General features: G+C 70.3%; 10 protein-coding genes. 2 read left to right on the plus strand and 8 right to left on the minus strand.

Going from position 1 to position 12,800, the window contains the following annotated elements:
• Window positions 1-2 precede the first annotated feature (2 nt).
• Both AC5I49_RS05005 and AC5I49_RS05010 read left to right on the plus strand, forming a co-directional pair.
• Window positions 3-2,105 carry an acetate--CoA ligase family protein gene (locus tag AC5I49_RS05005; protein ID WP_495788936.1) on the plus strand — a complete coding sequence of 701 codons (2,103 nt, stop codon included), beginning with the start codon at window positions 3-5 and terminating at the stop codon, window positions 2,103-2,105.
• 73 nt (window positions 2,106-2,178) lie between these two features.
• Complete coding sequence (locus tag AC5I49_RS05010) at window positions 2,179-3,516, plus strand: MmgE/PrpD family protein (protein ID WP_495788937.1); 1,338 nt, start codon at window positions 2,179-2,181, stop codon at window positions 3,514-3,516.
• Between the two features lie 23 nt (window positions 3,517-3,539).
• On the opposite strand, the gene ssuD is transcribed toward AC5I49_RS05010, so the two are convergent.
• The 8 genes from ssuD to AC5I49_RS05050 all read right to left on the minus strand — a co-directional run bounded on the left by ssuD (window position 3,540) and on the right by AC5I49_RS05050 (window position 12,761).
• Window positions 3,540-4,694 carry an FMNH2-dependent alkanesulfonate monooxygenase gene (gene ssuD / locus AC5I49_RS05015; RefSeq protein ID WP_016453780.1) on the minus strand — a complete coding sequence of 385 codons (1,155 nt, stop codon included), beginning with the start codon at window positions 4,692-4,694 and terminating at the stop codon, window positions 3,540-3,542.
• Window positions 4,691-5,857 carry a sigma-54 interaction domain-containing protein gene (locus tag AC5I49_RS05020; protein ID WP_392459194.1) on the minus strand — a complete coding sequence of 389 codons (1,167 nt, stop codon included), beginning with the start codon at window positions 5,855-5,857 and terminating at the stop codon, window positions 4,691-4,693. The genes ssuD and AC5I49_RS05020 overlap by 4 nt, the downstream gene beginning before the upstream one ends.
• Window positions 5,858-5,866: 9 nt before the next feature.
• Window positions 5,867-7,048, minus strand: a complete 1,182-nt coding sequence (locus tag AC5I49_RS05025; protein ID WP_016450172.1) for an acyl-CoA dehydrogenase family protein — start codon at window positions 7,046-7,048, stop codon at window positions 5,867-5,869.
• On the minus strand, window positions 7,045-7,674 hold the full coding sequence (msuE, locus tag AC5I49_RS05030; protein WP_016453782.1) for an FMN reductase: 630 nt from the start codon (window positions 7,672-7,674) through the stop codon (window positions 7,045-7,047). The genes AC5I49_RS05025 and msuE overlap by 4 nt, the downstream gene beginning before the upstream one ends.
• Window positions 7,675-7,945: 271 nt before the next feature.
• Window positions 7,946-9,310, minus strand: a complete 1,365-nt coding sequence (locus AC5I49_RS05035; protein WP_495788938.1) for an LLM class flavin-dependent oxidoreductase — start codon at window positions 9,308-9,310, stop codon at window positions 7,946-7,948.
• A 25-nt stretch (window positions 9,311-9,335) separates the two neighbouring features.
• On the minus strand, window positions 9,336-10,160 hold the full coding sequence (locus AC5I49_RS05040) for a MetQ/NlpA family ABC transporter substrate-binding protein (protein WP_012203704.1): 825 nt from the start codon (window positions 10,158-10,160) through the stop codon (window positions 9,336-9,338).
• Between the two features lie 25 nt (window positions 10,161-10,185).
• The gene (locus AC5I49_RS05045) at window positions 10,186-11,463 is read right to left on the minus strand and encodes an SfnB family sulfur acquisition oxidoreductase (protein WP_016449095.1); all 1,278 of its coding nucleotides are present in this window, start codon (window positions 11,461-11,463) and stop codon (window positions 10,186-10,188) included.
• Between the two features lie 5 nt (window positions 11,464-11,468).
• On the minus strand, window positions 11,469-12,761 hold the full coding sequence (locus AC5I49_RS05050) for an SfnB family sulfur acquisition oxidoreductase (RefSeq protein WP_495788939.1): 1,293 nt from the start codon (window positions 12,759-12,761) through the stop codon (window positions 11,469-11,471).
• Window positions 12,762-12,800 lie beyond the last annotated feature (39 nt).

The following is a 12,800-nucleotide window of genomic DNA, read 5'->3' on the forward strand; positions in this document are numbered from 1 at the left end:
CCATGAGCCAAGCCATTGCCAAGCTGCTGTCGCCGCGCAGTGTCGCCGTCATAGGCGCCTCTGCCGACCTGAAGAAAACCACGGGCCGCCCGGTGGCCTACCTGCAAAAGCACGGGTTTGCCGGCCGCATTCTTCCCGTCAATCCGCGCGTGGAGCGCATCGGCGATTTGCCTTGCTATCCCGATGTGGCCTCGTTGCCTGAAGTGCCCGATGTGGCCGTGGTGCTGCTGGGCGCCGAGCGTGCGCACCAGGCCGTCAGGGAACTGTCGGCGCTGGGCTGCGCGGCAGCCATCGTGCTGGCCAGCGGCTATACGGAAACGGGCGAGGACGGGGCGCACCGCCAGCGGCAGCTGATCGAGGCGGCCGGCAGCATGCGCCTGCTGGGGCCCAACACCATCGGCCTGGTCAACCTGACCGACCGGATCGTGCTGTCGCCCTCGGGCGCGCTGGAGATGGACGAGTTCCCCGTCGGAGGCATCGGCGTCGTCTCGCAAAGCGGCGGCATCCTGGGCTCGCTGCTGTCGCGCGCGGCCGCGCGTGGCATCGGGCTGTCCAAGCTCATTTCCACCAGCAACGAAGTGGATCTGGAACTGGCCGACTTCATCGATCACCTGGCCGATGACCCGGCCACCAAGGTGATCGCGCTGTATGTGGAGACGGTGCGCCATCCCGCCAGGTTCCGTGCCGCCTGCCTGAAGGCCGCGCGTGCCGGCAAGCCCGTGGTGGCCTTCAAGATCGGCCGCTCCGAGGCCGGCGCCAAGGCCGCCGTATCGCACACGGGCGCCATGGCCGGAGCCGATCGCATGTACGACGCGCTGTTCCGCCAGGTCGGCGTGATCCGTGCGCACAGCTTTGCCGACCTGCTGGACGTGCCCGCTGCGCTGGCCACGGGCCGCAGGCTGCGCGGCAGGCGTATCGCCATCCTGACTTCCACCGGCGGTGCGGGCACCCTGGTGTCGGACGATCTGGGCGTGGCCGGATTCGACACGCCTGCGCCGGACGAGGCGACGGCCGATGCACTGCGCGCGCTGCAGACCGGCAGCGAAGCCGTGCTGGACCGCAACCCCATCGACGTGACCCTGGCGGGCCTGCGTCCCGACCTGCTGCGCGGCGCCATCAATGCCCTGCTGGCAAGCCCCAGCTACGACGCGCTGGTGATCATCGTCGGCTCCTCCAGCCTGGCCATGCCCGAGCTGCTGGCCGGTGCCATCCAGGACTGCCTGCCCCACTCCGACAAGCCGGTGCTGGCCTACGTCAGCCCGCATGCGCCGGAAATCGGCGCGCTGCTCACGCAACGCGGCGTGCCGGCCTTCGCTGCGGCGGAAAGCTGCACGGCCGCGCTGGCGGGCATGCTGCGAGTCAACGGCTTCCAGGGTGCGCCTTCCGAGCTGGTCGTCGGCAAGCACACCCTGCAGGAACCGGATCTGCCCGTCGGCTGCCTCGATGAAGCGCAGGCCAAGTCCGTTTTCCGCCGCTTCGGCGTGCCGTGCGCGGCCGAGCGCGTGGTGCATACCGCCGAAGAGGCCGAAGCCGCCGCGCGCGAACTGGGCGGCCGGGTGGTGCTCAAGATCCTTTCGTCCCGGATCACGCACAAGAGCGATGTGGGCGGTGTCGCCGTCGGCCTGACGACGCAGACCATAGGTGCCCGGTTGGGTGCGATGGTGGCCGACGTGCAGGCCAGGGCGGGCGTGCGCCCGGACCGGTTCCTGGTGCAGCAGATGGTGGCCGGCGGCACCGAGCTGATCCTGGGCCTGCACAAGGATGCGCTGGGCACCGCCGTGATGCTGGGCATGGGGGGCGTTGCGGCCGAATTGTTCCAGGACACCACGCTGCGCCTGCTGCCGGACGATGGGACACAACTGGGTGTGCTGAGCCGCTCAGAAGCGCTGGACATGGCCAGGGAGCTCAAGACCTGGCCGCTGCTGGACGGCTTTCGCGGCCGCCCCAAGGCGGATGTCGATGCCCTGGCCGATGCCATCGTCGCGTTCTCTGCGATGGCCGCCCAACTGGGCGACCGCGTGATCGAGGCGGAGATCAACCCGGTGTTCGTGCTGCCGCAGGGCCAGGGCGTGTGCGCTGCGGATGGTGTGCTGGTTCTGGCCTGAGGGGCCGGCCACTGCACATTTGTGCCAAAAAAAGTGAGACTGCCCCGGCCAGTGTTCATCCAGGAGACCACGCATGCATGCGACCGAAGTGTTCGGACAATTTGCCTCTCGATACCAACGCACCGAGCTTCCCGACACCGTCATCCACCACGCCAAGCGGGCCGTGATCGACTGGTATGCCTCCTTGTTCCCGGGCCTGGGCTGCGCGCCTCTTGCACAGTTGGAACAGGTGCTTGCCGAGGATCTGGACCGTGGGTCCTGCCGGCTTGGAAACGGCCGCATGGCCACGGCGCGGGCGGCGGCATTTTTCAACGGCTCGGCGGCCCATGCCGCCGAGGTGGACGACAGCTTCCGCGATGCCATGTACCACCCCGGGGCAGCAACCATTGCAGCGGCGTTGGCGGCAAGCCAGCAGGCAGGGGCCAGTGGCCTGGAATTCCTGCGTGCCGTGGTGCTGGGCTATGAGGTCTCCACCCGCATCGGAGTGACCCTGGGCCGGGCCCACTACCGCTTCTGGCACAACACCGGCACCGTGGGCGTCTTCGGGGCAGCGGCGGCCGCAGGGTATGCGCTGCGGCTGGATGCAGGGCCATTCGCCCATGCACTGGCCACGGCGGCCACCTTCTCTGCGGGTCTGCAGCAGGCATTCCGCATGGATTCGATGTCCAAGCCCCTGCATGCCGGGCGCGCAGCGGAGGCCGGCCTGCTGGCTGCGCAACTCGCGCACAGGGGGGTGACGGGATCGCTGGATGTGCTGGAGGGGGAGTCGGGCCTGGGCCGCGCTGTCAGCGACGGACCGGACTGGTCAGGCATCGGGGACACGCTGGGCAGGGACTTCCACATCACCCGGCTCACCTTCAAGAACCATGTCGGCTGCGGCCATACCTTTGCGGCCATCGACGCCGCGCTGGCTCTGCGCAGCCAGCATGCCCTGCGGGCGGACGACATCTGCAGCGTGGCCGTGGCCACCTATGGCCCGGCCCTGGATATCGCCTGCTACACCGATCCCGTGACCGAAAACGAAGCGCGCTTCAGTCTCCGGTTCGTGGTGGCGACGGCCTTGGTCCATGGCAGCGTGCGAATGTCCGCGTACACCCCCGAGCGCCTGGCCGATCCCGCCGTGCGCGCGATGCTCGAGCGCGTCCAGGTCTCGGTGGACCCGCAAATCGATAGGGCCTTCCCGGGAAAGAGATCGGCGCGACTGGAAATCGTTGCCAGGGATGGACGCCGCCATGTCTGGTTGCAGCCCGATCGCAAGGGCGATCCCGAACTGCCGTTGTCGGATGGGGAGCTGGAGGACAAGTTCATGGAGCTTGCCGCTCCCGTCGCCGGCGCGGGACGTGCCCGGCAGCTGCTGTCAAACATCTGGGGGCTTGAGCGGGCGAGCTGCCTGCGGGGTCTTGCGGTCTGACAAGGCGCAAGCCCGGGGGCGGCTCACGATGCAGACTGCCGGCGCTGGATGCTGCGGATGTCGAACGCGCCGCCGGTCTGGGCCTGGTCGCTGGTGGTGACGGCCCGCTTGCCGAGCAGGGGGAAGACCAGCTCGGCAAAGCGGATGGACTCCTCCAGGTGCGGGTAGCCTGAGAGCACGAAGCTGTCCGCACCCAGCGCGGCGTATTCGCGCAGGCGCTCGGCCACTGTGGCGGCATCGCCGACCAGGGCCGTGCCCGCGCCGCCGCGCACCAGGCCCACGCCGGCCCAGAGGTTGGGCGCCACCTCCAGCCGGTCGCGCCGCCCGCCGTGCAGCGCGGCCATGCGCGACTGGCCCACGGAGTCCATGCGCGCATAGCCGGCCTGGGCGCGGGCGATGTCCTCGTCGGTGAGCTTGCTGATCAGGCGCTCGGCATCGGCCCAGGCCTCCTCGTTGGTCTCGCGCACGATGACGTGCAGCCGCACGCCCAGGCGGACCTGGCGGCCCTGCTGCGCGGCGCGGCGGCGGATGTCGGCGAACTTTTCGGCCACGGCGGCGGGGGGCTCGCCCCAGGTGAGGTAGGCGTCCACCTGGCGCGCGGCCAGGTCATGGGCAGCGTCCGAGGAGCCGCCGAAGTACAGCGGCGGATGCGGCTTTTGCACCGGGGGAAAGAAGTTGCGGCCCTGCTTGACCTTGAAGTATTTGCCGTCGAAATCCACGGCCTCGCCGGCCAGCAGGCGGCGCCAGATGGTCAGGAATTCATCGGCATAGGCATAGCGTTCGTCGTGGGCCAGGAAGATGCCGTCGGCCTCCAGCTCGGTGGCATCGCCCCCGGGCACCACGTTGAGCAGCAGGCGCCCGCCCAGGGCCTGGTCCAGCGTGGCGGCCTGGCGTGCGCTTGACACGGGCGCGCCCAGCGAGGTGCGCAGGGCCACCAGCAGCTTGATGCGCTGCGTGACGGGCACCAGGCTGGAGGCGACCACCCAGGGGTCCAGGCAGGAGCTGCCGGTGGGGATCAGCAGGCCGTCGTAGCCCAGCTCCTCGGCCGTGACGGCGATCTGGCGCATGTAGGCGTTGGTGGGTGCGCGGCCGAAGTCGGAGGTGCCGAGGTAGCGCGTGTCGCCCGAGGTGGGCAGGAACCAGAAGATGTCTGGCGATGCGTGGGGGTCTTGGCTCATGAGATCTCCGGGGACGATGGAAAAGACGGTGGCGCGGCCTCGCCCGGCACCTGGCCCAGGCGCTGCAGCCGCGCGCGCACCACGCTGCGGCTGATGCCCAGCTGGCGCGCGGTCTGCACCTGGTTGCCGCGGTTGCGCTGCCAGGCCTTGAGCAGCAGGGCGCCCAGCACGTGCTGCTCCAGGCCTTCGGCATGCACGTCGCACAGGCTGTCCAGCGCTTCGCCCAGGGCCAGTTCGGCGGCGGCGGCCTGGGCGCCGTGTTCGGCCTCGCGTGTGGGGACGGGATCGGGCTCGCCCTGGCTGCTGGCGATGTGCAGGTCGCCCGCGCCGATGTGCATGCCCTGGGTCAGCAGCAGGCTGCGGTGGATGACGTTCTCCAGCTCGCGGCTGTTGCCGGGCCAGTCGTGCTCCAGCAGCTTGCGCTGCGCGTCCTGGCTCAGTGCCATGGGCGCGTAGCGCATGCGCTGGCAGTAGCTCGCGATGAAGTGGCGCGCCAGCGGCAGGATGTCGGCCGGGCGCTGGCGCAGCGGCAGCACGGTGAGGGTGACGACATCAAGCAGGTAGTACAGGTCTTCGCGAAAGCGCCGCGCCGCCACCTTGGTGTGCAGCGGCGCGCTGCTGGCCGCGAGCACGCGCACATCGGCCGGCGTGCGCTGGCTGGCGCCGATGCGGGTGACCGCCTTGTCCTGCAGCACGCGCACCAGCTTGCTCTGGACGTGCAGGGGCAGGTCGTCGATCTCGTCCAGCAGCAGGGTGCCGCCGTGGGCGTCCTCGAAGCGGCCGGGCAGGTTGCCGAAGGCACCCGTCAGCGCACCGCTTTCGTGGCCGAAGAGCTCGGCGTTGATCAGGGCCTCGGACAGCGCGCCGCAGTTGACGGCGACAAAGGGGCCGTGGCGGCGCGGGCTCAGGCGGTGGATGTGGCGGGCCACCATTTCCTTGTCGGCGCCGCTGTCGCCCAGGATGAGGACTCCGGCCTCGCTGGCGGCCACCTGTCCCATGGTCTTGAGCAGGGCCTGCGAGGCCGGGTCTTGCAGTATCCACGGCGCGGGCGCGGCGCCGTCATCGTGCGCGGCAGAGGCTGCGGGCGCATGCACGGTTGCAGGTACGGGCGCAGGTGTTGCCGAGGACTTGCCGGGCGGCCAGGTGGGCAGACGGGTGTTCATGGCGCGGCGTCACGAATAGAAGCTGGGCTGCGGATGGGTTCCGTTGAGCACCCAGTCGCCCAGCTCCTGCAGCTTGTAGTGCAGCGGGTCGTGCAGCGTCTGCGTGCGCAGGTTGCGCCAGAAGCGGTCAAAGCGCAGCGCCGCGTGCGTGGCGCGCGCGCCCGTGGCCTCGAAGATGCGGCTGGACAGGTCCAGCCCCGAGCGCGTGGTGGCAATCTTGGCGGCCGTCACGGCCACGGCGACTTCGCCGCGCTCGTGGGCGGTCAGCGCCGGGCCCCGGCGCCAGGCGGCGTCAAAGCGCTGCGCGGCCTGCAGGGTCAGCAGGCGCGCGCCTTCCAGCGCGGCCCATAGCTCGCCATACAGCGCCTGGATGTGGGGGTCTGCGCCGGCCGCATCGGCAGGGGACTTGAACCAGGGCCGCGCCTCGTTCAGCGTGTAGCCGCGCGCCTGCTCCAGCGCACCCTGGGCAATGCCCAGGAACAGATGGGCCAGGATGAGCTGGGCCAGCAGCGGGCGCAGCGCGGCATGCGGCGTGGACAGCGGGCCGGGGTCCAGCAGCAGCTCTGCCGCCTCCACGCGCACGCGCTCGAACAGGGCCGAGCCGCTGTCGGTCTGGCGCTGCCCCATGTTGTCCCAGTCGCGCAGCAAGGTGATGCCCGTGCGCTCCGTGGGCACCACGCCGATCAGCAGCTGGCCGCTGTCGGCATCGATGGCCGAGGCCACCAGCATCTGCGAGTCCAGCGCGCCCGAGGTGAAGCTCTTCTTGCCCGAAAACTCCCAGTGGCCGGGCTGGCGCGTGGCCGTGGTGCGACGGTCCAGAGGGTTCAGCGTATTGCCCCAGAACCAGCGGTGGCGTGCCGTCTGCAGCAGCCAGGGCCGCCACTGGGCGGGCTGGCCGAACAGTTGCACGGTGGCCAGGTGCAGGTGCTGGAAGCCGTAGACATGGGCCAGCGAGCCGTCTGCCGTGGCGAGGATGCGCACCGTCTCCAGCGTCTGCACCCAGTCCGCGCCCAGGCCGCCCAGCTCGCGCGGAATGCTCAGTGCCAGCAGGCCGCTGGCGCGCAGCGCATCGCGCTCGGCCTTGGGCGTGCCGCCTGCGGCATCGCGCAGGGCCGCCGTGGCGGCAAGGCGCTGCGCCAGATCCTGCGCAGTGGCTATCGGGTCCGCAGGGACGGCCTGTGCCTGGCTCACGCGGGCTGCCCGGCCAGGGCCAGGTCGGCGGCTTCGGGAACAGGCGGCTGTGCCTCGGCCTGGATTTGGGCCTGCACCAGCTGCTGCAGCGCACCGCGCAGCACCGGGGCCGACAGCTGCACGGTCAGCTCGATGCGCTGGCGCAGCGATTCGCTGTGGACCTGGCCGTCCTGGATGTCCTCGGGCGTGGAGTACACGCCAATGGGCAGGGTGAGGGCCGAGAAAAAGCCGAACAGCGGGCGCAGCTGGTGGTCCAGGATGAGGGCGTGGCGCGGGCTGCCGCCGGTGGCGGCCAGCAGCACGGGCGTGCCCTGCAGCGCGTCCAGGTCGATGAGGTCGAACAGGTGCTTGAGCAGGCCCGGCAGGCTGGCGCGGAAGACCGGGGCGCCGACGATGAGGAAGTCGGCCTGCTCGATGGCTTCGATGGCCTGCAGCGTGGCCGGCGGCAGGTCGTTCTTGGACAGGGCCGCGCCCAGGTGGGGCTGCAGGTCCAGCAGGTCGATGACCTGTGCCTGCAGCGGCAGCTCCTGGCCCAGGCGGGCATGCAGGGCGTCCAGCAGGACACGGGTGCGGGAGGGGCGGCTCAGGCTGCCATTGACGATGACAGTCTTCAGCGATCGGCTCATGGAAACTCCTTGGCGTGGGTTCCAGGAGGCAGCGCGGCATGCGGTTTGCGAAGACTGCCAGCCCGGATGAGGTGGGATGGATGCCTTCATTACAGGGCCGAACGCCGGTATGGCGAAAGAAACTTAACGCATTTGCTTATCGGTTTGGGTGCCTTGGCAAGTGCTTGTTTCTGAAAGGGATTTTGTGGCGCATGGCATGTGCTAATGCGTTCTGGCGATATGCGCACGGCCGCTGCGCCCGTCCCTGCGCAGCGCGGCCTGCGCGGTGCCTTCAACGCCGCCAGCGCGCGGCGGCGTGGCTGGCGGGCAGGCGGTCGCCCTGGCCGAACAGGCGCTGGCGCAGCGTGGCGTCGTCGCCGTAGCTGGTGCGGTAGCGCCCCCGGTTCTGCAGCTCGGGCACGACCAGGCGGGCGAAGTCTTCCCAGGTCTCGGGCGCGACGATGCGCGTCAGGTTGAAGCCGTCGATCTCGCCCACGTCGATCCAGCGCTCCAGCTCGTCGGCCACCTGGGACGGGTCGCCCACGATGGTGGCGTAGCGGCTGCCCAGCGTGAACTGCTCCAGCAGCTTGCGCCGCGTGGTCCAGCCCTGTTTCTGCGCGGCCTGGGCCGCCGACTGGATGGCGTTGGTGTTGCCGAAGGAGATGGGGTCGTCCAGCCCGTACTGCGCAAAGTCCACGCCGGTGCTGGCGGCAAAGTGGGCCAGCCCGCTTTCCGCGCTGGCGTGGGACAGGTAGTCGGCGTATTTCTCGCGGGCCTCGGCCTCGGTGCGGCCGGGCACCACGGCCACGCCGGCGTAGATCTTGATGTCCTCGGGGCGCCGGCCCGCGTCCACGGCGGCCTGGCGCAGCTGGCGCGAGGCCTCGCGCGCGGCCTCGGGCGTGCGCGCGCCGATGAAGATGCCCTCGGCATGCCGGCCTGCAAAGCGCAGCCCGCGCGGCGAGGTGCCGGCCTGGAACAGCACGGGCGTGCGCTGGGGCGAGGGCGCGCTCATGTGGATGGCGTTGGCACGGTAGAACGGCCCCTCATGCACCACCGGGTGCACCTTGCCGGGCAGGGCGTGGATGCGCCGCGCCTTGTCGGCGATCACGGCACCCTCTTCCCAGCTGCCTTCCCAGAGCTTGTAGGAAAGCTCCAGGAAGTCGTCGGCGCGGTCGTAGCGGCTGTCGTGCTCGGCCAGGCCGTCCTGGCCCAGTCCGCGCGCGCCGCTGTCCACATAGCCGGTGACGATGTTCCAGCCGATGCGGCCGTTGGTCAGCTGGTCCAGCGTGGTCACGTCGCGCGCAAAGGTATAGGGCTGGTGCGCGCCCACGGTGGCCGTGAGGCCGAAACCGATGTGCCGCGTCACCGCCGCCATGGCCGAGACCAGCAGCCAGGGGTTGTTGACGGGCAGCTGTATGCCTTCGCGCAGGGTCAGGTCCACGCCGCCCTGGTAGACGTCGTAGTAGCCGACCACGTCGGCGATGAAGATGCCGTCGAACAGTCCTTCCTCCAGCACCCTGGCGATGTGGGTCCAGTAGGCCAGCGTGCCGTACTCGGTGGAGCGGTCGCGCGGATGGGTCCACAGCCCGTGGTGTATGTGGCCCACGCAGTTCATGTTGAAGGCGTTGACGTGGATGTGGCGCTTGGCTTGCGTCATGGGGCGGGTCCTGCAGTCCGTTGCGTCAGTTCTTCAACCAGGCCAGGCGGTAGAGCTTCTGGTCGTTCAGGTAGAAGGCGTGGATGGTCTTGCGCACCACGTCGGAGTTTTTGTAGATGTCCAGGAAGCGGGCGATGCGCGGGTCGGCCGCGCGGTCGCTGCGGGCCACGAACTGGATGGCCCAGGAGTCGTCCTCGTAGCTGGTGTAGGCCAGGCCCTTGCTGGCATCGAAGGCCTTGGAGGCGATGATGAAATACGGAAAGCCCTGGGCCAGGTCCACGTCGGGCGTGGTGCGGGCCAGCTGCGGGCCCTCGATCTCCACGAACTGCAGCTTCCTGGGGTTGGAGACGATGTCCGCCTGGGTGCCCAGCAGCCCGGTGTCGGGGCGCAGCGTGATCAGGCCCGCGTGCTGCAGCAGGCGCAGGCCGCGGCCCACGTTGACGGGGTCGCTGGCAATGGCCACCTTGGCGCCCGTGGGCAGGTCGGCCAGGGATTTGTGGCGCGTGGAGTACAGGCCCAGGTAGGACAGGATGCCCGCCTGCACGCTGGTGAACTTGAAGCCCTTGCTGCGCGCTGCATTGGCCAGGTAGTTGCTGTTCTGGTAGTAGTTGAGGTCGATATCGCCCGCGTCCAGCGCCACGTTGGGCGTGGCCCAGTCGGTGAATTCCACCACCTGCACGTCCAGGCCCTGCTTCTTGGCCTCCTTGGCGGCGGCTTCCACCGAGTCCGCGAAGATGCCTGGCACCACGCCGATCTTCAGGGGCGCGGCCAGGGCGCTGCCCGCGAGCAGGGCAGCGCCCAGGAAGGCGGCCAGCCGGGGCCAGAGTGTGGGGGAGGTCGTTGTCATCATTGCATTCCTGTGTCGTTGATAAAGGTCAGAGCGCGCCATGGCGCGGCGGGCGTATGCCGTTGAGCACGTAGTTGCCCACGGCGTGGTATTTCCAGCGCACGGGGTCGTGCAGGGTGTGGGTGCGCGCGTTGCGCCAGAAGCGGTCCAGGCCCTGTCCCGCCAGGGTGGAGGCCGTGCCTGCCAGCTCGAACAGCTTGCTGCCGGCCAGCAGGCTGGCGCTGGTGCTCAGCGCCTTGGCCTGGGCCACGGCCACCGAGGCGGCGGCCACGCTGTCGTCCGTGGGCGCACGCTGGGCGGCGTCCACGGCCAGGGCCGCGCGGGCCACCAGGGCATCGGCGGCGCGCAGGCGCACGTGGACATTGCCCAGTTGCTGCAGCAGCAGCGGGTCCTGCGTGGCGCTGGCCACGCCCGCGTCCACCCAGGGCCGCGCATGCTCGCGGATGAAGGGCAGGGCGGCCTGCAGCGCGCCGTGGCCAATGCCCGCGTCCAGGGCGGCATGGATGATCTGGGCAAAGGGGCCGATGGTGGTGGGCCGCTCGAAGGAACTGGTGAAGGGCACCACCCATTCGGGCTCCACGCGCACGCGGTCGAACTGCACGGAGCCGCTGCCCGTCACGCGCTGGCCGAAGCCGTCCCAGTCGTCGGTGACGGTGACGCCGGCCGCATCGCGCGGGATGAAGACCAGATACATGCGCTCGCCGTGCCCCGGCGCCTCTTCCTGCGCGCTGACCAGGGTGGGAATCCAGTGCGCGAACAGGGCGCCCGTGCAATAGAACTTGCGCCCCTGCACGAACCAGCCGCCGCTGTCGCGCAGCAGCCGGGTGCGGCGCTGGAAGTCGCGGTGGCCGATCTCGGCCAGCGCATTGCCCAGGCGCTCGCCGCGCAGCACACGGTCATAGAAGAAGGCCTTTTGCGCGGGTGATCCGCCCACGCGCAGCACTTCCAGCGAGTAGTAGTGGTTCTGCGGAATGTGGCCGAAGTTGCCATCGGCCGCCGCAATCAGGGCAATGGCCCGCGTCAGCGTGGCCGTGGACACGCCCGCGCCGCCGTACTCCCGGGGAATGGTGATGCCCCACAGGCCGCTCTGGCTGAACTGCTCCACCTCCTGCCAGGGCAGCAGGCGGTCGCGGTCGCGCGCCAGCGCGCCGGGGGCGATGAGGGCGGCAAAACTGCGGGCCGCTTCCAGCGCCTCGGCCTCGCTGCCGATGATGTGGGCGGGCCGGGCCGCAGGCGCTGCGGGAGCGGGCTGGCTGCCCGGCGTGGAGGCCAGGGCCTGCAGCTCTTGGGTCGATGTCTGTGTCATGGCGGTCAGTTCCACTGGTGGCGGCGCGGCAGGGCGCCGTTGAGCAGGTAGTTGCCCAGCAGGTGGTATTTCCAGCGCACGGGGTCGTGCAGCGTGTGCACGCGGGCGTTGCGCCAGTGGCGGTCCAGGTGGTGGGCAGCGCGGCTGGCCGAGGAGCCGGCCAGCGCGAACAGGTGCTCGCCGGCCTGCAGCGCGGCCTCGGTGGTGAGGATCTTGGCCTCGGCCACGGCCACCGAGGCCTGGGCGCTGGCCTGCTCGTCCACCGCGCCACCCGCCGCTGCAGCCAGCGCATCCAGCGTGCGCGCGGCCTCCAGCAGCACGGCATAGGCCGCATCCACCTCGATCTGCAGCTGGCCGACCTCGTGGATGAGGTGGGGATCGTCGCTGGCACGCGCCACGCCCGAGTCCATCCAGGGCCGGCTCTTGTCGCGCACGAAGTCCACCGCGTCGCGCAGCGCGCCCTGGGCAATGCCCGCGTCGATGGAGGCCTGGATCAGCTGCGACACCGGGCCGGACAGCGAGGGCGTGGCCTCGAACTGCCAGGCAGGCACCACGTCCTCGGGCTGTACCTGCACCTGGTCCAGCTGCACGCTGCCGCTGGCCGTGGTGCGCTGGCCGAAGGAGTCCCAGTCGTCGAACACGGTCACGCCCGGCGCATCGCGCCGCACCCAGACCTGCACGATGCGGCCTTCCTCGTCCTGGGCACGAAACGGCACCCAGTGCGCGAAGGCCGAGCCCGTGGAGTAAAAGCGCGTGCCGCTGACGCGCAGGCCGCCTGCCGCATCGCGCGACAGGCGCGCGGTGGCCTCCAGCACATGGGCCGCGCGGCCCTTGCGTTCCGGCCCGGCATTGCCCAGGCGGTGGCCGGCCAGCACGTCGGCGAACCATCGGCGCTTCTGGGAATCGCTGCCCATGTCCCGCAGGTTCTGCAGCACGGCGAAATGGTTCTGCGGAATCTGGCCCAGCGAAGGGTCGGCCGCGCACAGCGTGACGAAGACCTGGGCCAGCGTCTCGTAGGAAGCGCCCAGGCCGCCGTAGGCGCGGGGCACGGTGATGGCGCCCAGCCCGCTGGCCGTGTAGCGCTCGATTTCCTGCCAGGGCAGGCGCCGCTCGTGGTCGCGGGCCGCTGCGTCCACGCGCCATTCATCGGCCAGGGCCTGGGCGGCCTGCAGGGCCTCGGCCTCCCTGGTGATGCGGTGCGGGGTGGAGGGCGGCAGGGGCAGGCGCCGCAGCGCCCCGCCCGGGGTGTGGTGTGTGTTGCCGGGCAAGGCTGCGCCCAGGGCATCCGGTGTGGTCATTCCGTGCCTCGTTGCTGAGTCGGTGGGGAGAGGGCCGCC

Source organism: Delftia sp., from assembly GCF_059499305.1.